Genomic DNA, 23,551 nt, shown 5'->3' on the forward strand with positions numbered 1-23,551 from the left:
CCGTCGCTGGGCGACGGGGACTCGTCCTGACCTGCCGTTATGGCAGGGGTTACGACATGGCGGCTACTCTGCGCCTTCACGCTGCCGGGTCAGCAGTGACCGCAGCTCCTTCAGCGCGGCCTCGGTGACGTCCGGCTCGTCGAGGACCAGCTGGTGCAGTACGAGACCCTCCAGAGCGGCGAAGACGAGCCGGGTCAGGGCAGGGCTGGTGCCGTCGGGCAGGCTGCGGGACAGCTCCCTCTCCGTGGCCTCGAAGTACTCCTCGTACAGCGCGCGGATCTGCGGCAGCAGCTCGGGCCTGCGCCGGGACTCGAGCATGAGCTCGTACTGGAACATCTGCATGGCCGGCTCGCGGGTGACCATGTCCGCCAGTCCCGCCGCGAAGTCCGCGATGTCGCCCGTGCCGGGTTCCAGGGAGCTCGTGCGCGCGCTGGTGCGTACCGCGTGTTCGAGGGCTGCCTCGATCAGTGCGTCCCGCGAACCGAAGTGGTGCACCACGAGCCCGTGCGTGACACCCGCCTCCTCCGCGACGGCACGATAGGTGAGCTTCCGCAGCCCGCCCCGGGCCACCACGCGCACGGCCGCGTTGAGCAGGGCCTCACGGCCGGTCCCGTAGTCCACGCGCTTGCGGGGCCTGGCGGGGGGCTTCTCGGAGGAATCGCTCATGGACGCGACCCTACCCGCGCGTCGGGACCGGCAGACCGCCCAGGGGCGTCATCGCTTCGGCGGACGGATGCCGCGGAACTCCCAGTCGCCGCCGAGCGCGGTGGACAGCACCTCCTCCGATTCGGTGGGCTGGGCGCCGACGTCGGTGCGGATGGAGGTGGGGCCGGTGACGATGTGGTTGGTGAGGCGGCCCAGGCCCTCGACCTCGACCTCGACGACATCGCCCGGCTGTACGGGGCGGGAGTTGGCGGGGGTGCCTGACAGCAGGACGTCGCCGGGGTACAGGGTGATGGTGCGGGCGATATCGGCGACGAGATAGTGCATGTCCCACTTCATCTCGTCGGTCGAACCGTCCTGGACCACCTTTCCATTGACGTAGGTGCGCAGGCTCTTGCCGTGGAAGTCCCAGTCGGTGACCAGGCCGGGGCCGAGCGGGCAGAGCGTGTCGGAGCCCTTGACCCGGAGCATGGAGCCGGCGTCGGTGTCGCGGAAGTCGTGCAATCCGTAGTCGTTGGCGATCGTGTATCCGGCGATGTACTCGCCCGCTTCGGCCGGGGAGATGTTGCGCGCGGTCTTTCCGATGACGATGGCCACCTCGCCCTCGTAGTTGAGCCACTTGCAGCCCTCGGGGCGGACGATGGCGCCCTTGTGCGAGTTGAGGGCCGAGGTCGGCTTGTGGAAGTAGGTGGGCGTGTCGGGGAGGTCGATATCGAACTCGTCGACACGGCTGCGGTGGTTGAGATGGACCGCGATGACCTTGGAGGGGACGACCGGGGGCAGGTGCTGGGCGTCCTCGGTCTTGACGCGGCGGCCGTCCGCGGCGACGAGTTCGTCACCGTCGACGGTGACCTGGACGGCGGCGCCGTCGAGGAGGATGCGGCGGTATTCGGGCATGGCAGTACTCCTAGATACGGCTGTGAGGGCTGTGCGCGGAGGGGGCGGCGGGCAGGCCGGCGCCGGTCCAGCCATCGGCCGGGCGGTCGAACCAGAGGTGGACCTGGCCGGTGCCGATGGAGTTCTCGTACTCGCCGTACTGGCGGGCCTTGGCGACGCAGGCCTGTTCCCCGAGGGCACCGGCCATCATCAGGTAGTGGAAGAACTTCGCCTCGGGCCTGTACTTCGAGAACTCCGGCATGGTGTCGAGGACCTTGTCGTGGCGGCCCTCCTTGAACCAGGCGATCCGCTCGTAGTCGGCCTCGCGCGCCTCGGGCGTGAAGATGTGCACCGGGTCGCTCGACTCGTGGTCGCGCAGCTCGCGCAGCGGCCAGAAGGTGTGCGACAGCGCACCGGAGGCGATGACCAGGACCCGGCGGCCCGGGGTGGCGGCGATCCCGTCGGCCAGCGCCCGGCCCAGCCGCAGGTGGTCCTCCATGTCCCCGGTCTGACAGACCCCGATGGTCACCCACCGCTTGTCCGGCAGCCCCTCCCCCAGGAACTTCCAGAGGTTGGTGGTGGCGTAGTAGATCGGCAGGTACTCGTCCTCGATCGCGGTGATCCAGGTCCCGTGCTTGTCGGCGAACTTCTCGATGTTGTGGGCCAATTCAGGATCACCGGGGAAGTCGTACGGCATCCGGCACATGCCGCGCGGTAGCTCCTCGGAGGTGAACAGACCGGCGCGGCGCTGCTGGGCTGTGACGACGAACTCGACGGTGGTCGCCCAGTGGGAGTCCAGGACGACGACGGTGTCGTAGTCGTCGCGCTCGAAGACGTCCTTGCGGAGCTGGTGCAGGCCGGTGACGAGGGTGATCTCCTTGCCCCCGTTCAGCTCCAGCCGGGTCTCCTCGGGCAGCACGATGGTGGGGACGTGGGCGAGGAGGCCCGCCCCGACGATCTCACCCATGGTTGTTCCATCCGTTCGGCGAGGTCACGGTGTTCTTGAGGTCGCAGTAGAAGTCGAAGCTCCAGGTGCCGCCCTCGCGGCCGACGCCCGAGTGGCGGGAGCCGCCGAACGGCGCCTGCAGGTCGCGGACGAAGAAGCAGTTGGTCCAGACCGTGCCTGCGACAAGCTGGGCGGTGACGCGTTCGGCGCGCTCGGGGTCACCGGTGGCGAGCGTGGCAGCCAGCCCGAAGCGGGTGTCGTTGGCGAGGCGGACGGCTTCGTCTTCGGTGGCGAAGGTCTGCAGGGTCAGGACCGGGCCGAAGACCTCCTCCTGCACGATCTCCGAGTCCTGGGCGACGGCGGTCAGGAGGGTCGGCGCGTAGTACTGGCCGTCCTTGCGGTGGCCGCCGATGACCGCGCGGGCACCGGCCGCCACGGCACGCTGCACGAAGCCGTCGATCTTCTCCAGCTGGAGCGGGTGGATGTTCGGCCCGATGTCGGTAGCCTCGCCGCGCGGGTCGCCCTGGGTGAGCTGCCCGGCCTTCTCGACGAAGCGGCGGGTGAACTCCTCGGCGACCGACTCCTCGACCAGGAAGCGCGTCGCAGCCAGGCACACCTGGCCAGCGTTGTCGTACTGCTCCACCGCCAGGTCGACGGCCAGGTCCAGGTCCGCGTCGGCGAACACCAACAGCGGCGACTTGCCCCCCAGTTCGAGACTCAAGGGCGTGAGGTTCGCGGCCGCCGACTCCGCGATCCGCTTGGCCGTGGGCACGGAGCCGGTGAAGCTGATCCGGCGCACGTCGGGATGCGAGGTCAGCGCGTCGCCGATCTCGGAGCCGTAGCCCTGGACGACGTTGAGCACACCTGCCGGGAGCCCGGCCTCGGCGGCGATGTCGGCCAGCAGGGAGGCAGTCAGCGGGGTCCACTCGGCGGGCTTGAGGATCACCGTGTTGCCGGCCGCGAGAGCCGGGGCGACCTTCCAAGTGGCCAGCATCAACGGGGCGTTCCACGGTGTGATCAGCACGGAGGGGCCCGCTGGGTCCCAGCTGACGTGGTTGGTGTGCCCGCGCGTCTCGAAGTCCTCGTGCTCCAGTTTCAGCAGCCAGTCCGCGAAGAAGCGGAAGTTGTGGGCGACGCGGGGCATGACGCCCCGGCGGTGGGAGCGCAGAAGGGCTCCGTTGTCGGTGGTCTCGACGATGGAGAGCTCTTCGATCCGCTTCTCGACCCCGTCGGCGATGGCGTGCAGGATGCGTGCGCGTTCCGCGCGGGAGGTGGCCGCCCAGGCGGGGAACGCGGCCTTCGCGGCGGCCACGGCGGCGGCTGCCTCCATGGCCGTGCCCCGGGAGATGCCGCCGATCGTGCTGCCGTCGATGGGCGAGACGTCCGGGAACGTCTGTGCCGAGGCGACGCGCTCGCCGCCGATCCAGTGCCGGGTGTCGACGGCGACCCCGGCAACGGTGATGGTGTGTTCGCTCATGCTCTGCTCCTCCGGTCTCACGAGGTGGTGGGGTCTACTCGGCGCCGGAGGTGCCGGATTCCAGCAGTCGGCCGCCGTCCCAGACGACGCCGACCTGGCGGTAGTAGGCGGCGATCGGCTCGCGGATCTCCAGGCGGGCCAGTTCTTCGGTGGGCGCCTCGAACAGCTCCAGCTCGGCGTCGCCGCGCCAGGCCTGTCCCGCCTCGAAGGACGCGGCGCCCGACTCGATCAGCTCGTCCAGAGCGAGGCCCTTGCCCTTCTCGATGGAGGGCAGCCAGCGGTGGTGGGCCATCGAGTGGGCGTTGACGAAGCCGTTCGTCTGCGACGGCTCGCGCAGGGTGACCGTGGTCTGGGCCAGGCGCCGGTCGGCGGCGGCGAGCGTGGCGCCGAAACGGGCCCCCGCCTCGATGCGCGGCGCGGGGCCGTACGGGTGCGGGCGGGTCTGGTGGATCGAGCCGAGCTTCTTCGGGTAGCCCTGGTGCAGGCCGCGGGCGATGGCGAAGTCCTTGTCGACCCAGATGTAGACGCACCGCGAGTACGTCTGGCCCCGGTACTTGCAGCGGACGACCGCGAACGCCTCCTTGTACTGGGAGAGCACGGGATCGAGCAGCTCCTCGCCGGACGCCGAGCAGGACTGCCAGTCGGCCCAGATCAGCGCCACCGCGCCCGGGTCCTCGTCGGCGAGCTCCAGTGGCTCGGGAAGCAGTTCACGCACGCGCGCCGGGTCGGTGCGGTACTCGACGGTGAGCAGGTCCCCGGAGTACCGCCAGGGCGGTGAGGGGACCAGCGACGAGGCACCGCTCGCCGTCTTGGGGAAGAAGAATCCGTGAACAGTGTTCATGATCAGCGAAGTCCTTTGGCGGTGAGGGCGGGCTGCTCGAGCAGTTCGGCGCGGTATCGGGAGGCGGCGGCCACCGCGGCCGGACCGCCAAGGGCGACGACACCGGCCAGTCGGCCGCCGGCGTGGTAGCCGACGACGACATCTCCGTCGAGGTCGCCGTCCAGGACCCGTACGTCCTCCTTGCCGAGTACCGGTGCGCCGAAGGACTGCAGGCGGAAGTCGTGCTGGTCGCTCCAGAAAGTGGGCAGCGGCGCGAACGGGGACAGGCCGTGGCTGGTGCCGGCCAGCTGGGCGACGAGGGTCTTCGCGGCGTGCTTGGCGGTGTCCGTGGGGATGCACCAGTGCTCCACACGGCGTGGTACGCCGTCGTAGCGGGCGTTGGGGAAGCGGGCGACGTCGCCGACGGCCACCACGTCGGGCCGTCCGCCGGCGCGCAGGTGCTCGTCGGTGAGCACGCCGTCGCTCAGGTCGAGGCCGTTGCCGTCCAGCCACTCGGTGTTGGCGACCGACCCGACCGACTCGACCACCACGTCGGCGGGAAGGACGGTGCCGTCGCCGAGGGCAACGCCGGTGACGTGGTCGTCGCCGGTGAAGCCGGTCACGCCCGTGCCGAGGGCGAAGCGCACGCCGCGCTCCTCGTGGCGCTTCAGCAGGACCCTGGCGAGGAGCTCGCCGAGGGGGCCGACCATCGGCAGGGGCAGCGGGTCGACGACCGTCACCTCCCGGGCGCCCAGAGCGAGGGCGGTGGCGGCGACCTCGCAGCCGATGAAGCCGCCTCCGACGACGACCACGCGGGCTCCGGGCCTGGTCAGGGCCTGCCGCAGACCCTGCGCGTCGTCGATGGTGCGGACCGTGTGCCGGCCCGCGAGCGGGCCGGGGCAGCGCAGGCGCCGGGGCCGCATTCCGGTGGCGACGACCAGACCGTCGTAGGAGAGTGCCTCGCCGCCGTCGAACTCGACGATGTTCTCCGCGAGCCGGGTGGCGACGACCTTGGCGCCCAGCCGCCATTCCGCATCGGCCACACTCGCCCGCGGGCGGAAGGCGAGTGACTCGAAGGGTGCCTTGCCGGCCAGAACCTCCTTGGACAGGGGCGGCCGGTTGTAGGGCATGTGCGGCTCGTCACCGACGAGGGTGATGGCTTCGGTCCAGCCGGCGGCCCGCAGCTGCTCGGCCGCGCGCAGGCCGGCCATGGAGGCGCCGGCCACGACGATGCGTGCACTCCGCGAAGTCATGGTCAGCCCTCGATACGGATGGCCTGGAGCGGACACACATCGGCGGCTTCCTCGACCTCGTCGCGCAGCGCGTCGTCGGGGTCGGGGACGTAGGCCAGGTGACCGCTGTCGTCCATGGAGAAGACATCGGGTGCGGCGAAGACGCACTGGCCGTGGTCCTGGCACTTGTTCATGTCGACGACGACCTTCATGGCCGGTCCTCCTGAATGTGAGGGCGTCGGGGCGGGGACGAGCGGAGGGAGAGGGGCCCGACCGGCGTCGGCCGGGCCCCGGCCAAAGGTCCGGCAACTGACCGAACCCTTACTCATTTGGCTTCAAACAACATAGGAAGCCGCCCGACCCTGGTCAATACCTATCCATGCGGATAATTTTTTTCCTGCCGCCCCTTGCGGGGTACTCGAAGTCCTCATACCGTTTGGCATCAAACAAGCTATTCCTGCCGCGCCCCCACCCGTACCGGCCCTCTGAATCCCCTCACCATCCACACGCCTAGCGCCCGAGGAGACATCGGTGAGCGCAGACCCAACCCCCAGCCTCCGTCAGCACATGCAGCGACTCGCCGCCGACGGCATCGACGTGGTGCGCGTGACCTATCCCGACCTGATCGGCACCGACCGAGCGCGCGACGTGCTGTTGGACCACCTGCCGTCGGCCTGCGACCACGGCCTGGCCTTCTGCCGGGCCGTGTACCACACCAGCCCCCAGGGCCACGTGGTGCCCGTCTCCGGAGGTCTCGACGCCGGCCTGCCCGACATCACCGTGCGACCGGACCTGGACACCCTGGTCCCCCTCCCCTGGGAACCCGGCGTCGCCTCCTGCCTCGCCGACGTCACCGACCCGGCCACCGGCCTGCCCGCGCCCGAGTCACCCCGCGATCTGCTGCGCACCGTCCTCGACCGATGTGCCGAACACGGCCTGCGTCCGGTGGTCGGCCCCGAGCTCGAGTACTTCCTCTGCGCCGAGGACCCGGCCTCCCCGAGCGGCTGGAAGCGTTACTCGAGTGCCACCGGCGTCGTCTACACCGCCGGTCTGCGCGCCGACGGCGACAATCACCTGCTCCGCACGCTGCGTCTGCTGCGGGACATGAACATCGGCGTGACCAGCGGAAACCACGAGTTCGACGGCAGCCAGTTCGAGATCAACCTCACCCACTCCGACGCCCTGTCCGCCGCGGACCGCGCCTTCCGCTTCAAGTCCGCGATCAAGGAACTGGCCCGGCAGGAGGGCAAACTCGCCACCTTCATGGCCAAGCCGTTCAACGACGCCGGAGGCTCCGGTTTCCACCTCCACCTGTCCTGCGACAGCTCCTCCGACGAGGAAGGCGCCGGTAACTCCTTCGACGATCCCGCCGGGCCGTACGGACTGTCCGCCACCGCACGCCACGCCGTCGCCGGCATCCTCGCCCACGCCCCGGCCCTGGCCGCACTGGCCAACCCGACCGTGAACTCCTACCGGCGTTTCGGCCCGGACACCCTCGCCCCCTGGCTGATCGACTGGGGCCTGGACAACCGCAGCGCCATGATCCGCATCCCGCCCGAGCGCGGCTCCGGCGCCCGGTTCGAACTGCGCCTCGGTGACGCCAGCGCCAACCCGTATCTGCTGATCGCGGGCACGGTCGCCGCCGCACTGCTCGGGGTTCTGACCGGCGAGGAACCCCCCGCCCCGCTGGAGGGGTACGGCTACGACACTGCCAAGGCAGCCATGCTGCCCATGAACCTGCCGGCCGCGCTCGACGCCCTGGAAGCGGACACGGAGCTGACCGACATCCTCGGCAAGGACTTCACCGCCTCGTTCCTCTCCTACAAGCGCAACGAAATCGAACGCTTCCAACGGCACGTCACCGACTGGGAGTTCACCGAGTACGCCTACCACCTGTGACGACTGGGAGCCATGCGATGACGACCGAGACACCGACCGCCGCCGTGAACGAACCGATGCCACTGGCAGACGTCAACCTCGCCGATCTGGACAACTTCACCGACGGCATCACCCCATGGCGCATGTTCCACACCCTGCGCCACCAGGACCCGGTGCACTGGCAGCCCGAGGACGCCCCCAACTCCGGCTTCTGGGCCGTGACCCGCCACGCCGACATCGCCCGCGTCGACCGTGACGCCGAGACCTTCACCTCCACGAAGTTCGTCAACCTCGAAGAGGTCGACGAGGATCAGATCAAGACCCGCGCCTCCATCCTGGAGCTGGACGGTGTCCGCCACCGCGCGCTGCGCAGTCTGCTTCAGCGCCAGTTCGGCGCGAGCGTCATCAACAGCTACACCGACTTCCTGCGTGGCCTGACCGCCACCACGCTGGACGCGGCGCTGGCCAAGGGGACCTTCGACTTCGTCAAAGAGATCTCCGCCGACTTCCCCATCAACGTCCTCGCCCGCCTCCTCGACGTACCGCCGGAGGACAACCAGCAGCTCATCGACTGGGGCAACCGCATCATCGGCAACACCGACCCCGACTACGCCGATGTCCTGCTGGACAGCGCGGAGAGCGAGCAGTACCGGCACCTGCCCTTCCGCTCCCCTGCCTCGCTGGAGGTCTTCGAGTACGGCCGTGAGCTGGCCCGGCAGCGGCGCGGCGGCGACGGCACCGACCTGGTGTCGAAGCTGGTGAACACCATCCCGAAGGACGGTGTGCCGCTCTCGTCACAGGACTTCGACAACTACTTCCTGCTCCTCGTCGTGGCCGGCAACGAGACCACCCGCCACACCATCACCCACTCCATGCTGGCCCTCCTCCAGCACCCCGACCAGCTGGCCCGCCTCAAGGACGACCCGTCCCTGATCCCGGGCGCGGTCGAGGAGTTCCTGCGCTGGGCCTCCCCCGTCTACCACTTCCGCCGCACCGCCACCCAGGACGTCGAACTCGGCGGCAAGCGGATCAAGGAGGGCGACAAGGTCGTCATGTGGTACGCCTCCGGCAACCGTGACGAGGCGGCCTTCGGCAACCCGTACGACTTGGATGTCACCCGCGCCGACAACGACCACGTCACCTTCGGCAAGGGCAGCCCCCACCTGTGCCTGGGCAACCTGCTCGCCCGCACCGAGATCCGCATCATGTTCGAGGAGCTGATCCCCAGGATCGCCGACATCCGCCTCGTCGGCGATGTCCCGCGCGTCCGCTCCAACTTCGTCAACGGCATCAAGAAACTACCCGTCGAAGTCACCCTCGCCTGATCGCAGCGGCCCATCCGCACGGCGGCTCACGAAGGTGGGCACGAGCCCAAGGGCCAGCCCCTCATGTTTGTTGTCAAGCGAACTCCGTCTCGAGGATTGCAACGATGACCGATTTCAGGTTGGCGAAGCCGTGCTCGACGGCGGCGCGTTCGCGGTTGAGCAGGCGGTTCGCTTCTCTCTCCGCGTCGGTGAGCTGGTGGTTGCGGGTGGCCTTGCGGCCGGTGATGATCACCGGGTGGTCGTCGGGGTCGTCGTCCAGGCCGACGAGTCCGAGATCGGCCAGGGCTCCGAGACCGGCCTCGCGCAGGTGTCCGGTGATCTTGTTGTGGCGGGCGGTGGTGATCTCGCTGGACCGGCCCGGCTTCGCCGCCGGGATCCAGATCACGTTGCCTTGCTCGTCGGTCAGCGCGAGAAACAGCAGGCCATGGGACCTGTGTTTGCCGCTGTAGTTCTTCCGGTTGTCCTTCCCGGTGCGGCGCCGGGTGCGGATGAGGGCCGCCCAGCAGGACCACGACCCCGCCGGCACGGGCGATCTTCTTCAGCGCGCGGTCCAGGCGCGGGGCGCGGGCGAACAGCAGGCGGATCACTTCCATCACCCAGCGGCGCACGGTGGAGGCGGAGACCGCGTTGCCGCCGGCCATGTCGGCAAGACGCTGGTCGTGACGGAGCACGGCGAGCACGATGACCGCCTGGGTTCCGGAACTGACCTTGCGCCAGCGGGTTTGCACAGCTGGCCACGGACCGGCTCGACCTTGCCCGGCGTGAGCTCCCGACCCAGCATCCCAGCGACGTCCTTGGCCATCACCGGACCCTCCGCCCCGGCCACGATCTCCATGATCCGCCGATACTCCGGGGTCAGGGACTCCACCCCCATCCCCTCGGACCGGTCCGGCACCAGACGCATCCCGCCCGTACCCGGCCCCGCCACGACACGCTCCGGCTCCGGCTCCGGCTCCGGCTCCGGCTCCGGCTCCGGCTCCGGCTCCACGATGCCCGACGACCGACGTCCACCATCGGTTGCCTCGGCCCACTGCCCGAACACCACCTCGGCTGCTTCCAGCCGGGCCAACTGCGACTCGATCCCGGACAGTTCCTTGCGGAGCAGCTCAGCCCGTCCTTCCAGCTCAAGCCGTTGCTGGACCGTCCATGTCAGCACTCCGTCATACACACCTCCCACCAGGAGGCTATGCAGCGGCCCGCTGCCCCGGCCCCGGGAATCCCAGAGGCCGCCCGTGACGGACGATCACGTGCTAACGATCTCTCGCCCGACCAGCACGAGAACCCCGCGGAGACCTCACACCAGCCCTGCTGACCAGCGGAAATCAGGATGGCAGATCTTCATTGCTCCGACGGACGGAAGGCAACGACGTTGTCTGGGACCTGCGAGCGGGGCGCCGACTGGCTTTGCTGGTCGGTCAGGACCGCGGCGGCGAGGGTGAGACGGGTGACTAGCTCTCGCAGTTCCTTGATCTCCCTTCGCTGGTTCGAGACGGTCTCTTTGAGCTTGACCACGGACTCGCGCAGTCGGCGCTCCGCCTCGGGGACTTGCTGCGCTTCGGTGCGTACCCGTTCGTAGAATTCGTTCTTCAGATCCGCGTGCCGCTTCATCAGCGCCATGCGGTGGACGTCTGCCTCGACGGCGAGGGCCGCGATGGTGAGACTCCCATTGGAAGCGGTGGCCTGCCCGGCCAGGAGGCGGTCCATCGCCTCGCGGATGCGCGTGCGCTCGTCGGTGGGTTGCTCGGTCATCTCAGGACCTCGGCGGTCTCGGCAGTGGCGGCGTGGGTAACGGCGGCCTGGCGGAGTCGGGCGGCGTGGGCCTGCAGCCGGTTGCCGATGTGCATGGGTGCATGCGCGGCGAGCTGGTCGATCTCGTCGGCACGATCACGCAGTTGACTGGCATGAGTGTCGGTGCGGGCCATGTTTCCGCAGCCCGCCCGGCAGTCGACCACATTCGGCGAGGTCGCGTTCGCTGCCGGTTCACACAATGCCGTCTCGCGCTTGAATGCGCAGATCAGGAGGGCGTCGGAGTTGTCGAACAGGACAATGCCGTCCCGGGCGAGATAGGCGGCCGCCTTCCTCGCGAACGTGGAGGGGACGATGCGGCCCTCGAAGTGCGGGGCTTGGGTCGCGCCGGTGACAGCGCGACGGGCCGCCGGTCCCGAGATCTTCTCACCGGCGGCCATGCGGTCACGAAGACGCGCGGCGGTGTCGGCCGCGGCAAGGGCTGTCTCGACATCGAGCACCCCGTGGATGCCCCGGCGGCCGAGGGCTCCGTAGCCGGTGGATGTGCGTGCATCCAGGACGGTGCGCATGTGGCCGTACTGGATGGCGAGGGCGATCAGCCCGCCCGGGCGGCGGGCGATGTGCCAAGCCAGCGTACGTCTGAACCGGGCCATGCCGAGCTCACCGTGCGGGTCCTGGGGGATGGCCTGTTCCGGAAGGCCCTGGGCGACGGCTTCGCGGTTGGCCCAGGCGACGAAGCTGCCGATGCGGCGGTTCAGAGTCCCGTTCTTCAGCGCCCCCTGGTGGGCTTTGACCCCCTGGAAGTCGTGATGGGCGGCGCTGAAAAGGAGCTCCCCTTCGGGGACGATGCGCTCAAGGATGCGAATCGAGCGGACGACAGGGGCGATGGCGACCCAGGGGACCCCCCGCTCGACGCCAGCGGAGATGTGGTGGCCGTTGTCGTTGGTGACCTCCTTGTAGTGATGGCTGCGGATGAGGTGGCGTCCAGGGGTGCCGTCGGATCGGGGCGCCGGGTCAGGGCAACACCCGGAGCGCAAGCCTTGCGCTTCCTGCGGCCGCATGCCGGTCAGATAGAGGATGATGATCATGGCGGCCGTGCCGAGGTGCTTCATCAGGTCGGCGGCCTCGTTGAAGTCGAGGCTCTGGCGCCAGGGGCGTCCGGCGACCTGGCCGGTAACCGGAACGTCCAGTGGGCATGGGCCGGGCCGGTACGCGGCCAGGTTGGTCAACCCGTGCTGCTTCTTGAAGCGATCGACCTGGCCGAGGCTGGCACCGGTGGTTGCGGCGATGAAAGCGCGGGCCAGGGTGTGGCCACCGTCGCATCCTGTGCTGGGTATCGGGGCTCCGGAGGTGATGAGGGGCAGCAGGGTCTCCTCAATTCGGGCGCGTCCCGCGGGGGTGGCGGTGCTGGCGGAAGCGATGCTGAGCAGCCGGCGCCGTTCGGCCCAGGCGGCCAGGATGTCCTCGGCGAGGTCGTCGACCATGCGGCCGGCCCAGACCAGCAGTGGGCCGATGACCTGCGGGTCCAAGGGTTCGGTGGTGTTCTCACGGCCGCCTTCACCGGTGGCGGAGGGCAGGTAGTCGTCGACGCCCTCGGTGTCCCAGGGAGGTCGGGGGATCCCCGAGGGGTGGGCAGCGAGTTGGTCGTAGGCCCATAGGTCGGTCAGCCGGGCGAGGACCTTCTCGGAGTAAGCGCGTGTGATGCCGCTCTGCCAGCGCTCCGTGGTGTATGCGCTCCACCACTCGTCGGTAAAAGCTCCGAGGTCGGACATGCCGCGCTCGTGCGCCCAGTGCGCAAGGCGGATCCACTCGCGGCATGTCTCCAGGATGTCGTCGGCGGAGCCGCGGGTCCGTGCGCGGTGTCCGCGGGTCTGGACAACGGTGGGTCGCAGCTCGCCGTTGATCATGGTCCAGGCTGGCAGCTTCAACTGGCCGCGCAGCCCGATCGGGCACCTGCTCCAATGGATTTTGGAGAGTGTGGCGCCCGGATTGTCGATGAGTGGCGCCAAGGGCCAGACCGCATCAGCGTAGCGGCCGTTGGGGTGCCGGTTGCCGGCGCTGATCCACCGGTCCATCACGACGGGGGAATCCGGCGTCGGCATGGGCAGCACGTACGGGTCGACTTCATCGACGAGGGCGGAGGTCACGAGGCCAGCTCTCCCTTCAGTAGGAGCGCGACGACCGTGCGGTCCCGGTCGCTGACCCGGCCCAGCGCGGCATTCCAGGCGGCTGGGCCCACTCTGTCGCGCATGTCGTTCAGGCGTAGCAGGTGGTCGTGCCAGCGCGCCGTCCAGGTGTGATCGGGCAGCACCGAGCGAAGGCTCATCAGTTGCTGATGCAGATGGGCGAGGCGGGGGTGGTGACCGGGGTGGACATGGGCGTTGCCGCAGGCCAGGCAGAGTAGGAAGTCCGCTGCGCAGCCCCCGTCCGGGGCGGGCCAGGGGCTGGTGGTGTCGTCCTCGCAATCGGCCGTCGCGGTCTCGTGATGCGCGGGGTTCGGCTCACGTGCGAGGTGTCCGCCGAAGACGGTTGCCTGCGCTTGCTGGAGTGCTTCGTGGGCGCCGGCTTCGAAGACTGCTTGGGATGCTCGCTGGACTCGCTGGTCGGGCAGCACGTAGACGCTCTCGTGGGTGCCCTGGGTGTGCTGCATGGGTCTGCCCTCGCGGGTGACCGTCGTGCGCCTGGTGCGTTGGAACGGCGATCCGCTCAGCCCGTGGCTTCGAGCCCAGCTGGTGGCGTCGACACGGGAGACACCGAAGACCAGGGGGCCGATGCGTGGTGGGCGATCCAGATCGCGGCGCTCGCGCCCGACTTGTTGCAGGCGTGCGGTCATCAGCAGGTCGGTGCCGGGGGCCAGCTTCGCGGCGAGCGCGCGGCCGTGTGCGGTGGCGTCCAGGGCCTGTGTGATCAGACGTCCCGGGGAGGCGGCTCCCGAGTCGGTGATGTTCTCCGTGCTGAACCACCGGCCCGCCCCGGGTCGTCGCTTCTCCACCTGCACCAGGTATGTCACCGTCGTCCTCTCACCAACCGACGGCGCACGGGTGGGCGCGGGCATGCGGTCGTAGACGGACAGATTCCAGGCAAAGCGGTCGGTCAGCAGCACGGCCAGGGCAGTCAGCTCGTGCCGGGTCAAGAACAGCCGGCCCCACGTTCGTTCGACGCTGCCCCCGCCGAGGAGACCACGGTGCCTCAGGTTGGTCAGGCCATCGCTCCGCCGTGCGCGGGGCACGTCTCCGGTGCACGCGATCACGTCGAGGATCTGGCCGAGCTGCGCTTCATGGCTGCCTTCGGGCAGTTGCCCGAGCCGCCAGCGCTCCAGGACGATGGTGTTGTCCCGGATGCGCATCCAGGCGGCGCGGAACTGGCGCTGCGCGGTGAGTAGCACTTGCTCGCGTTCCGCATCCTCGTACGACTGCTTGCTCGGCGTTCCCTGTGGCACCCGGCGGGCGAGCTCTTCGGCCACTTGGCCGGTGTGCAGCCTCGGGTCCGCGCGTAGCAGGACCCGAATGGTGGCCAGCGTGATCCTGCCCGTGTTGGTCTTGATGTTCCGCTCGCGCCAGCGTTTCAGGGCGGCGGCGGTCAGGCCGTCGAGATCCTGAGGCGGGTTGTCCAGGCGGGAAAGGAAGCGCACGAAGACCAGCAGTTGGTTCCAGTAGTGGTCGGCGGAGGAGTGGCTCGTCCACCGACGGGACTGGGCAGCAAAGAGCGCGGCCAGCGAGTGCTGCATACGCTCTGGGGCGGGCAGCTTCGCGAAGTCGAACTCCTTCTTCTCGCCGGCCTTGTTGCCTACCGTCACTACCAGTCCGTCCAGGGGACGCGGCGGTCCGGTGCGATAGTCGGCCGGCGGCAACACGGCCCTCCGTCCCCGCCCGCTCATCCGGTCACCCTGAGCAGCGTGTCGACGTCCTGGATGCCGGCCGTCTCCCGAGCCAGCCGGGTGAACACGTCGTCGATGCCCTCGCCTCCCACCGCGCCCTGGCCGTCGGTGATCTCAGCAGTGGCGAGGATGGACTCCAGCTGCAGGTGCGCGACGGGCGCGAGGTAGTGGCGCTTGGTCACCTCCACGTCCGCGTGCCCGAGGAGGGTCTTCACCAACCACCAGGGGTCGCCGAACAGCAGCGCGAAGTCCCGCCGGTCTGCCGCGGTGAGCCCGTAGCGGGTCTCCATGAGCTGGTTCAGCACGATGAGCATGTAGAGCGCGAATGAGTGCCGCGCGGCGTGAGGGGTCGCGTAGGGACTCTTCCCGCGGACATCTGCCAGCCGCAGCTCCCGCTTGACCACCCGCTCCGCCGGGGCGAGCAGCACCTCGTCGCAACGCAGATTCGCGCTCCTGAACACGCCGTTCCACCGGCCCGGGAGCATCGGAAGCCCTTGCTCGGTCAGCCACAACCAGGCCGGCTCGGGCCCTTCCGGGCCATCCAGGAAGAGCCACTGACGCTCTCGCCAGCCCAGCAGACCAAGCTCGCGGCCCCCAGCGACGCCGTCCCGGTCTACCCACTCGACCTTCGGCTTCGGGCCACGGGTCACTTTCGTGAGCAGCCGAATCTCAGGCAGCCGCTCGTAGCGGCCCGCGGCCTGAGCGCGCTGTACTGCCCAGGCCCGCTCGGACGCCACATACGCTTCGACCTGACCGACCGCATCGACCGAGGCGTAGAAGACTCGCCCGCACTTCGACCTGGTGACGGCGCCCGCGACCCGGCCGTGGCAGTACCGGCCGGAGCGAAGCCGCTGGGTCGGAACCTCGAATGTCAGCAGCGCCCCGCCCTCCTGCCGGCGAAGTCCGGAACTAAGGAGCAGTTGCACGAAACTGGTGTTCCGCAGCTCCGTCCGCGCATCCCAACCCGGTGCAGCGCCCCCGCCAGCCGCGTGACCGCGCAGTCCGATGTCCGACCACAGGGCCCAGGTCCGCGGCGTCAGCCACGACACCCGTGCGCTGACCGAGTCCGGGGCCCGGTCCTCCCGGCGGGAGAGGTCGACAGGCAGCGGAGAGACCTTCGCCCAGCGGAACAGCTTGGTGAACGCGGCTCCCTCCCGGTTCCACTTCGTACCGCTGATTCGCTCCGGATTTGCCGGCGCCGAGCAACGCCAGTCTCGGTAATCGGCCAGGTCCTGTTCACTCGCCTGGCGCCACGGCACGCCGCGGGAGGACAGAAATTCCAGTAACAGACGAATGTCGGTGGCGTAGTTGCGCTTTGATTCCGGCTCCAGATTTCGGAACGCCTTGGAGCGAACGAAGTCCAACAGGTCCGCATCGATCATGCCGTCCGGCCCTACGAAGACCGGATCCCCCGGACGAAGCCCGATTCGGGCGACCGCCTCCGGCAGGTCCCCGACGCCGAGAACCCCCTCCGCGGGCATCGTCCCCCACCGCCCCGGGTCCGGGACCCTGGCCACGTACCACGCCCTCAACAGGCACCTCCCCTGAAGCTTGAACTCGCTCAATCATCAGGGAATTCACGTAGAGGTGATCGGCGCTGGTCACGTCCCGGGCCCGGCGCGCACACGGCGTCCGCGTCGTGTCCGTGTCGGGGTGATGGGCGAAGTGGCACACGCGATCCACGTACAGCTTCGTCGTCAGCTGCCGGCCGCAGCCGCCCAGCCAGCTTCCACACCAGAACGTCTGGCCCTCGTACTGCTTGCGGAACTCGTCCAGTTCGATCGCTTCCAGCGGCAGCACGAGAGGCTGCTGGGAATCCGTCGATCCCAGCACCGCCGTCTGGATCCGCCGCCGGTCCCCGACCGGTAACCCGCCACTGCCCAACTCCGCACCCCCGCACGGTGAGTCAGTTCCTGAACTCGATGCTGCCACCTCCATCCCCACCGACGGCAGACCCGAACCCCTGATCCTGTCCAGCCACGGCCACGCCTCGGAGACCCATTTGGCGAAATCCGGGCCGGCTGGCAGGTCCGGCCGCGTACGGTCTGCTGTGACTGGCTGGTCACGCCGGGTCAATGGCTATGGGGAGGGCCGAACATGGTGAACGCTGGGACGTATCCGCTGTGGCAGCAACTCGCCGCCACCGAGGGCCTGCCGGCGGAGGCTCTGCCCACGGTGATCGAGGCGCTGTGTGCGCCCTCTCGCGCCTTCTACGGCATCGACAACCGCGGCGAAGAGTGGCGTAAGAAGGCCTTCGCGGACGCGCTGCCCGCCCTGCTGCCGCGCACGACCGATCCTGCGCTGCGCCGGCGGCTGCTGGAGCAGGCCGACGACAAACAGATCGCCGACCTGGCGACCAGGGCGTGATCACCGCGGCCGACCTTCCAGCAATCCTGCGCACCCGCCCCCCGACACCTGAACTGGCCATCGGCCTGGCCCGCCACCCTGACCAAATCGACGACGCCATCGGCCTGCTCTGCCACTTCCCCGACACCGAGCTCGAGCAGGTCGTCAGCGCGTGGAACCCGAACCGCTACCGCTCGAATGCCGAGCAGTACCCGCCCGTGCCGCCGGCCCTACTGGATGCGGTGCTGGAGTATGCCCTCACCCCGCTCGCCCACCTCCTTCAAAACCCCGGCCCCCACACCGGATGGGAGATCTCCGAACACCCCGGGCTGAGCATGCCGCATGAGTTCGGCGATGGCGCCTCCTGGCACATCCTCGCCACCTGCCCCGAACGCTGGCGCGAGCTGGTCGACCACCCCACCCTCGGCACGGCCGTGCAGCATCTCCTCCTGGACCACGCTGAAGCGGAGCAGGACCTCAACCGGAAGAAGGCAGAAACCGGCAGCTCCTTCCTCATGCGCGGCATCCACGACGATGCGCAAGAGAACCGGGAGCCAGGACTGTCACTCAACGACAATCTGCTCCAGGCCTGCCTGCCCGCCCTGTGTCTGCCAGAGATGGCCGGCCTGCCCAAGCCGAGCATCACCGCCCGCCACCGCCTGCACCGCATCGCCGACCGGGTGCGCTCCAACCCCCGCCTCCTCGACATCGTGGCCGAGCAGCTGCATGCGGCCGCCGACGAATGCGTGCGCCGCGGCCGCCTGCTCACCCCGCCCCACAAGCCGAAGGACGATCTGCGCTACAAGAGCGTCACAGTGGCCGAGGACCTGGCACTGCTCAGCGCCAACCCCACGCACCTGGCCAAGGCCTGCGCCCTGCTCACCACGCTGGAACAGCCCACCGTCGTCTCCCGTCCGCCCAGCGCCCAGCTGGATCGCATCACCGAGGGCACCGACCTGCTCACTCCGGTCCGTCTCCTGGAGAGCAACTACCAGCACCGCCGTGCCGAAACGCTGATCGCCCTCGCCAGCAATCCGCACACCCCGCGCACCGCGGTCACCGACGCGCTCCCCATGCTGCACCCGCTCGAACTCTCCTGGATCTGCCACCAGCACGACGTCCCTGACTGGCTGCGCGCCGCCGCGGCCGGCCTCGCGCCGGCCGACGAGACCGAGGCCGTACTGCGGCTGCTGACCGACGATGAACTCGATGGCCACGCTGACCCGGGCGCCGTGCTGCAGTCGTGGCTGGACGCTCCCGAGACTGACGGCGTGTGGACGGAAGGGGAGGTTCACCGGGCCGTCCTCAAATCCCGCCACCACACCCTGCAGCACCTGCGCCAGCTGCCCGCTAGGGACGTCGCCACCGAGCCCAACCTCGCCTTGCCCCGTCTGCTTGACCTCTGCGGCAACCAGCCCGAAAGGTGGAAGGCCCTGCTCAAGGCCCTCGACTATGGTCCCCGGGACGAGAAGATCACTATTGGGCAGCTGCTCGACAGCATCAAGGCCTCACCTACTGGCGCGAGTTCGCCGGAGGGCACAGGCAGATGAGGCGGTGGCCTCGGTCATCGACGTCCGTGTCTTGGGGAAGGTCACAGGACTCCGCGCTGGCCGCGCAAGCGACGGCGACACCGGCCGAGACGATTCCGAACCCATCTCAAATTCTCCCGTTCAGCGGCGCGTCAGAACTGGCAGGATCCCAGGATGACTTCGTCGATTGCCGAGTCGTGGGCCCGTATAGAGGCTTGGCTCGCCCAGTACACGCCTCGTACGTTTGCTGCTCTTGACCCCCCGGCGGAGCGCTCTGCAATTGCTGTGGCCGAACAAGCCATCGGTCGGCCGTTCCCCGAGCCCTTGGTGGAGTCCTTGCTGCGGCACAACGGCATGGGCCACCGCGACCTGCTGCCGCCGTTCTGGTCCCTGCTTGGGGTGGAGGGCATCACCAGTGCCTGGCAGACACGCATGAGGATCTACGGAGAGGTGCTGGCGGGAGCAGAGGAAGGCGACCCGGATGGGGAATACGGGCCGTGGTGGCATGCGCAGTGGATCCCTATCGCCTATAACGGCGGAGGGGATTACCTCATCATCGACCAGCGCTCCTATCGTCGCCGCGGAAGGATCGGCAAGGCCGATCATGAAACTGGATGCTCCTTTTCGCGCCACCCCATGTGGGCCACGCTCCCGGCTCTCCTGGATGCGACAGCCACGGCTCTGGAGACCGGCGAGGCGGTGGACGGTTACCTGCCTCTCGCGGTCGACGAGGATGAACTGGACTGGGAATTCTGATGCTCAGGCCGCTGCGACGGCCTCGAGGTCATGGTCGGACTCATGGCTTACCTTGCGCGCCGCCGCGCCGGAGAACCGTCCGAGCGGTACCCCTGGCTCACTGACGGCACGCGCTCGTGACTCCGGACTCCCGCCTTCATGCGCGTGTTCGCGGGCAAGCCGCGCCCTCATGCCGTGTCGTTGGTGGTGGGAGAAGGTGAGCGGCGATAGTGGTCTAGAGCCGCTGCGTGTTCGTGGTAGGGAATGCGTGGCAGCCGGGAGACCAGGGACCACATGGTGCGCTCGGCGGCGAGTTCCCTGGGGATATCCAAGCCGAGCGATGCGGCCAGGGGGTGTCGTCCGACGTTGACCAAGGCCCGTACGGCGGCCGCCCATTCATCCGTGGCGCTGACGGCACAGCGGTACCACACGGGGACCAGGGCGGCGAGGACGACAGCGGTCGTCGCTGCGGCCGGCGCGCCGGTGGAAGTGGAGGTGAGGGTGACGGCTGCGGCGAGTAGTACGGCGAGGTGGCCGTAGAGCAGGCAGACGAAGAAGTCGACGCTGGTACGTGCGGTGTCGACCTGGCGGCGGGCCTGTTCGGGGGCGGTGGCGGTCAACTCGTTCCACAGGAGCTGCGATTCCAGCAGGTATCGGTCGTAGGCGTAGACCTCAAATCGGCGGATGGCATTGCCGAGCCGGGTCGGGGCCAGGTGGCCGTCGCCGACGGGGTAGCGGGCGAGGCGTTCTTGCAGGAGAGCCCGGCGGGTGACGGTGCTGCGCTGGTCAAGGTCGCGGTAGCGGGCCAGGTGAGGGCTGTGACGTAGGAGGGTGAGGTCTGCTCTGTCGACGGCGGAGAGGCTGGTCTCTGCGGCACGGCGTTCGAGACGCATGAGCAGAAGCCGGTCGGTCAGGCCGCGTCGGATGGCCTGATGACGGCGGCAGCCGTACACGTACGCGAGCGAGGGCCACAGCAAGTAGCCCTCCAGGATGCGGTAGAGAGGGTTCTGCAGGGCGTTGAGGACCAACCCCAGCATCAGCGAGGCGGTGAGAAAGGCCAGTGCGCCGCGTCCTGCAGCCAGGCTCCATACGTGTTCGAACGGCGGAACCTTGCGAAGGCTGGGGAGCAGGGTCGTGGTGAGGATGGCGAGGTTGAGCGCGGTGGGAAGCACCCACCCGACCAGCAGACTCCAGGCACCTCCAAGCGCCCCCTTGGCGATGTCTCCCATCAGGCGCCAGCACCCCGTTGCGCACGGACAGGAGCGATCGGGGGGATGGGCGGCGGGGCCGGCCACTCGTCGTCGTCCGGGGCGGGCGAAGGCCCGGGTGAGGTGTGCAGGGTCCCGCCCAAGGGGTGACGAGCGCGGTAGGCGTCCCGGTACGCGGCCGGGGAGGAGCCCAGTTGGCGGCGGAAGTGGGCGCGAAGGGACGTCGGCGATCGGAAGCCGCAGCGTTCGGCGATCTCGTCGACGGAGTACTCGGAGGTCTCCAGCAAGCGCTGGGCCCCTGGAGAACCCGCTGAGTGATCAGCCACTGCATGGGGGCGCTTCCCGGGAGTTCACGGAAGCGCCGGTCGAAGGTGCGCCGGCTCAGGTACGCGCGCGCCGCGAGCGTCTCGACGTCGAACTGCTCGTGCAGGTGCTCCAGCGCCCAGGCGACGACCTCCGCGAGCGGGCCGGCGCCAACTTCGTCCGGCAGCGACCGGTCCAGGTAGCGTTCCTGGCCTCCCGTCCGGCGTGGGGGAACGACCAGGCGGCGAGCGAGCGCGCCGGCCGCCTCGTTGCCGTGGTCGGTGCGCACGATGTGAAGGCACAGGTCGACTCCGGCCGCGGTGCCGGCGGACGTCAGGACGTCTCCGTCGTCGACGAAGAGTTCTCTCGGATCCACATGGACCGACGGGTAGCGCTTGGCCAGCGCCGGTGCGTACATCCAGTGCGTCGTCGCCGGGCGGCCGTCCAGCAGACCGGCCGCGGCAAGGACGAACGCCCCGGTGTTGAGGCCGACGATGCGGGCGCCTTCCTCGTGCGCGCGGCGCAGCGCGTCGAGCGCTTCCTCCGGCGGTTGGGAGGTGATCGAACGCCACGCCGGCACCACGACCGTCCCGGCGCGTGAGATCGAGTCCAGACCGTGCGGCGCAATGAGTTCGAGGCCCCCTGTGGTCGACAGCGGGCCTTCCTCGCCGGCCGCCACCAGCAGGCGGTAGCGAGGCACGCCCGCGTCCTGGCGGTCGATCCCGAACACCGACAGCGGAATGGAACTCTCGAAGATGGGGCCGCCCCGGAACAGCAGCACCGCGACGACCTCCTTGCGGCGTTAAACTTCGCGAGAGGGCGCTGCGGAGACCACATGAGGCTGACCGACTCGGAGGCCGGGTTCCCTTGGCCCACCGGTTGCCGGCAGGAATTGGCTCACCAGAAGCCGGAGTGGAGTGCTTGCACGTGGCCGGTCGCGCAGGACACGACGCAAGCGCATCCGCAGTTCTGCTTCCACATCGGCAGCCGTCTCCTCCTCGCCACGCTCGAGGGCTTGGAGCAGGTCACCGCGTGCCCGCTCCAAGCCCTGCCGGACCTCCTTTGCGCGCGTTACGCTGCCCGGTTCGTTGTCGACGAGGAACGTGACGAGGGCGTCACCCACCAGCGGCCAGGACCCCTCCCGCATGTGCTTGATGAGCGCAGCCGCGCAGACCGTGACGAAGTCTTTCAAGGAGGTCCCCCGTTTCCCCAGCAGCGTCCGGGCAGTCCGTGAGCTGCCGGAAACACGGTAGGAGGTAGTGACCAACTCTGCACAATCGAGCCGGACTTGAGAGCCTTCCCATGGGAGACACACGGAGGTCCGGCCGACACTTGCTGCTCGAAGAGGGTTAGGGGGTTCGGTACCGGCTTCAACTCACTTATACCGATAGAGCTGTCGGAGCTGCAGGGCGTCGGTCTGCCACTGTGAGCGGGCCGCCTGAGTGTCATCGGGCACCGCCCTGCCAAGCCGACGAGCCGCCTGCTGGAACACCGACGTCGAGGTGGTGTCGGTGGCCGCTACAAGCGCCGTGAGGAGGGGTTCGTCGGCCGACGTGTGGACGTCGACCTGGGCGAGAACGGCGACCTGGTCGTCGGGGTGAAGGTGATGGGGCAGGGCGGAGCCGAGCTGGCGGTGCAGCCACGTTCCTGGGCCGGGCCGCCCCATGTCATGGTTGTCGCGTGGACAGCCAGGTGAGATTCGACCCCGACCTCTACCAGGGGACGGCCGGATACTACGAGCAGTTTCGGCTCCCCTACCCCGACGCGATGATCGCCGACCTCGCACGCCGAGCCGCCCCCTCAGGGCGCGGACGCCTGCTGGATCTGGCATGCGGCACCGGCCAACTCACCTTCCCACTGCGCGACCGGTTCACAGACGTATGGGCCGTGGACGCCGAACCGGGCATGACCGAGGTGGTCCGCGCCAAGGCAGACGCCGTCGGCGCAACCCACGTCCGCGCGGTCACCGCCCGTGCAGAAGACCTGGATGCCGAGCCGGGCGGCTTCGAGCTGATCGTCATCGGCAATGCGTTTCACCGGCTGAACCGCTCCCTGGTGGCCCAGCGCGCCTACACCTGGCTCAAACCCGGCGGCTGCCTCGCGTTGTGCTGGTCAACCTCGCCATGGGCCGGGCCCCGGGACTGGCAGCAGGCGCTCGACAAGCTGCTGCGCTCGTGGCAAAACACCCTCGGCGCGTCCGGTCGCGTCCCGCCCGGTTGGGACCGAGCACGACAGCAGGACCCCGACCACGAAGTACTGGCCCGTGCCGGGTTCGACGTCGCCGGACGCCACGAGTTCTCGGTCGAGTACCACTGGACGATTCCCGAACTCGCCGGCCATATCCGGTCTACCTCGTTCCTACCGTCCTCAGTGCTCGCCGATCATGCCTCCGAGTTCGACGCCGACCTCCTTGCCAAACTCGGCCGCCATACGGCCAACGACCGCCTCACCGAAACGGTCGACTTCGCCTACGAACAGGCTCGCGTGTCAGCTCCCGCATGACTGCCCGGACAAAGTCACCGCGCTGAGGCGCTGCCGGGACAGTGCCGACACTGCGAGTGATTGCACCACACCATGTGGACCAGAGCCC

Annotated in this window: 20 protein-coding genes and 1 pseudogene; 6 read left to right on the forward strand and 15 right to left on the reverse strand. The window is 69.0% G+C overall.

The window, feature by feature from the left end; genetic code table 11:
* Positions 1–63: 63 nt before the first annotated feature.
* Genes BFN33_RS00530 through BFN33_RS00560 form a run of 7 tightly spaced genes read right to left on the reverse strand, consistent with a single transcriptional unit; the run spans position 64 to position 6,226 of the window.
* Positions 64–666 carry a TetR/AcrR family transcriptional regulator gene (locus BFN33_RS00530; RefSeq protein WP_069757842.1) on the reverse strand — a complete coding sequence of 201 codons (603 nt, stop codon included), beginning with the start codon at positions 664–666 and terminating at the stop codon, positions 64–66.
* Between the two features lie 48 nt (positions 667–714).
* Positions 715–1,560 carry a fumarylacetoacetate hydrolase family protein gene (locus tag BFN33_RS00535; protein ID WP_069757843.1) on the reverse strand — a complete coding sequence of 282 codons (846 nt, stop codon included), beginning with the start codon at positions 1,558–1,560 and terminating at the stop codon, positions 715–717.
* Between the two features lie 10 nt (positions 1,561–1,570).
* Positions 1,571–2,506, reverse strand: a complete 936-nt coding sequence (locus BFN33_RS00540) for a 3,4-dihydroxyphenylacetate 2,3-dioxygenase (RefSeq protein WP_069757844.1) — start codon at positions 2,504–2,506, stop codon at positions 1,571–1,573.
* Entirely contained in the window at positions 2,499–3,962 is a 1,464-nt protein-coding gene (locus BFN33_RS00545; protein ID WP_069757845.1) for an aldehyde dehydrogenase, read from the reverse strand. Before BFN33_RS00545 ends, BFN33_RS00540 begins: the two co-directional genes overlap by 8 nt.
* 34 nt (positions 3,963–3,996) lie before the next feature.
* Positions 3,997–4,803, reverse strand: a complete 807-nt coding sequence (locus tag BFN33_RS00550; protein ID WP_069757846.1) for an acetoacetate decarboxylase family protein — start codon at positions 4,801–4,803, stop codon at positions 3,997–3,999.
* Positions 4,804–4,805: 2 nt separating this feature from the next.
* Positions 4,806–6,035: an NAD(P)/FAD-dependent oxidoreductase gene (locus BFN33_RS00555; RefSeq protein ID WP_069757847.1), complete on the reverse strand. Its 1,230-nt coding sequence runs from the start codon at positions 6,033–6,035 to the stop codon at positions 4,806–4,808.
* A 2-nt stretch (positions 6,036–6,037) separates the two neighbouring features.
* On the reverse strand, positions 6,038–6,226 hold the full coding sequence (locus tag BFN33_RS00560) for a ferredoxin (RefSeq protein WP_069757848.1): 189 nt from the start codon (positions 6,224–6,226) through the stop codon (positions 6,038–6,040).
* 355 nt (positions 6,227–6,581) lie between these two features.
* Between BFN33_RS00560 and BFN33_RS00565 the strand changes: the two genes are divergently transcribed.
* Complete coding sequence (locus BFN33_RS00565; RefSeq protein WP_370743250.1) at positions 6,582–7,913, forward strand: glutamine synthetase family protein; 1,332 nt, start codon at positions 6,582–6,584, stop codon at positions 7,911–7,913.
* A gap of 17 nt (positions 7,914–7,930) precedes the next feature.
* Positions 7,931–9,217, forward strand: coding sequence for a cytochrome P450 (locus tag BFN33_RS00570; RefSeq protein WP_069757850.1), 1,287 nt, complete (start codon positions 7,931–7,933; stop codon positions 9,215–9,217).
* 73 nt (positions 9,218–9,290) lie between these two features.
* Here BFN33_RS00570 and BFN33_RS00575 read toward each other — a convergent pair whose 3' ends face one another.
* The 5 genes from BFN33_RS00575 to BFN33_RS00600 all read right to left on the reverse strand — a co-directional run bounded on the left by BFN33_RS00575 (position 9,291) and on the right by BFN33_RS00600 (position 16,321).
* Positions 9,291–9,743, reverse strand: a complete 453-nt coding sequence (locus tag BFN33_RS00575; RefSeq protein WP_069757851.1) for a transposase family protein — start codon at positions 9,741–9,743, stop codon at positions 9,291–9,293.
* 812 nt (positions 9,744–10,555) lie between these two features.
* A complete protein-coding gene (locus tag BFN33_RS00585) occupies positions 10,556–10,966 on the reverse strand; it encodes a hypothetical protein (RefSeq protein ID WP_069757853.1) in 411 nt (136 codons plus the stop codon).
* Positions 10,963–13,110 carry an integrase gene (locus BFN33_RS00590; RefSeq protein ID WP_069757854.1) on the reverse strand — a complete coding sequence of 716 codons (2,148 nt, stop codon included), beginning with the start codon at positions 13,108–13,110 and terminating at the stop codon, positions 10,963–10,965. The genes BFN33_RS00585 and BFN33_RS00590 overlap by 4 nt, the downstream gene beginning before the upstream one ends.
* Entirely contained in the window at positions 13,107–14,816 is a 1,710-nt protein-coding gene (locus BFN33_RS00595) for a hypothetical protein (RefSeq protein WP_370743251.1), read from the reverse strand. The genes BFN33_RS00590 and BFN33_RS00595 overlap by 4 nt, the downstream gene beginning before the upstream one ends.
* A gap of 20 nt (positions 14,817–14,836) precedes the next feature.
* Positions 14,837–16,321, reverse strand: a complete 1,485-nt coding sequence (locus BFN33_RS00600; RefSeq protein WP_069758868.1) for a site-specific integrase — start codon at positions 16,319–16,321, stop codon at positions 14,837–14,839.
* Between the two features lie 616 nt (positions 16,322–16,937).
* On the opposite strand from BFN33_RS00600, the gene BFN33_RS53865 reads away from it, so the two are divergent.
* The 3 genes from BFN33_RS53865 to BFN33_RS00610 all read left to right on the forward strand — a co-directional run bounded on the left by BFN33_RS53865 (position 16,938) and on the right by BFN33_RS00610 (position 19,471).
* Positions 16,938–17,207, forward strand: coding sequence for a hypothetical protein (locus BFN33_RS53865; RefSeq protein ID WP_256122566.1), 270 nt, complete (start codon positions 16,938–16,940; stop codon positions 17,205–17,207).
* Positions 17,204–18,736 (forward strand): hypothetical protein, encoded by a 1,533-nt coding sequence (locus BFN33_RS00605; protein WP_256122567.1) that lies wholly within the window; start codon positions 17,204–17,206, stop codon positions 18,734–18,736. Before BFN33_RS53865 ends, BFN33_RS00605 begins: the two co-directional genes overlap by 4 nt.
* Before the next feature lie 153 nt (positions 18,737–18,889).
* Positions 18,890–19,471, forward strand: a complete 582-nt coding sequence (locus tag BFN33_RS00610; RefSeq protein ID WP_069757856.1) for an SMI1/KNR4 family protein — start codon at positions 18,890–18,892, stop codon at positions 19,469–19,471.
* Positions 19,472–19,638: 167 nt separating this feature from the next.
* Here the strand turns inward: BFN33_RS00610 and BFN33_RS00615 are convergent, their stop codons facing one another.
* From BFN33_RS00615 to BFN33_RS00630, 3 genes and pseudogenes are all read right to left on the reverse strand, one after another.
* Complete coding sequence (locus BFN33_RS00615; protein WP_069757857.1) at positions 19,639–20,679, reverse strand: hypothetical protein; 1,041 nt, start codon at positions 20,677–20,679, stop codon at positions 19,639–19,641.
* A pseudogene (locus tag BFN33_RS49115) lies at positions 20,679–21,742 on the reverse strand (helix-turn-helix domain-containing protein). Before BFN33_RS49115 ends, BFN33_RS00615 begins: the two are co-directional and overlap by 1 nt.
* Before the next feature lie 594 nt (positions 21,743–22,336).
* On the reverse strand, positions 22,337–22,627 hold the full coding sequence (locus tag BFN33_RS00630) for a hypothetical protein (protein ID WP_069757860.1): 291 nt from the start codon (positions 22,625–22,627) through the stop codon (positions 22,337–22,339).
* Positions 22,628–22,728: 101 nt separating this feature from the next.
* Between BFN33_RS00630 and BFN33_RS00635 the strand changes: the two genes are divergently transcribed.
* Positions 22,729–23,463 carry a bifunctional 2-polyprenyl-6-hydroxyphenol methylase/3-demethylubiquinol 3-O-methyltransferase UbiG gene (locus BFN33_RS00635; RefSeq protein WP_141757908.1) on the forward strand — a complete coding sequence of 245 codons (735 nt, stop codon included), beginning with the start codon at positions 22,729–22,731 and terminating at the stop codon, positions 23,461–23,463.
* The last annotated feature ends 88 nt before the right edge of the window (positions 23,464–23,551 follow it).

Origin of the sequence: Streptomyces sp. LUP47B, assembly GCF_001746295.1 — a bacterium.
Taxonomy (GTDB): Bacteria; Actinomycetota; Actinomycetes; order Streptomycetales; family Streptomycetaceae; genus Streptomyces.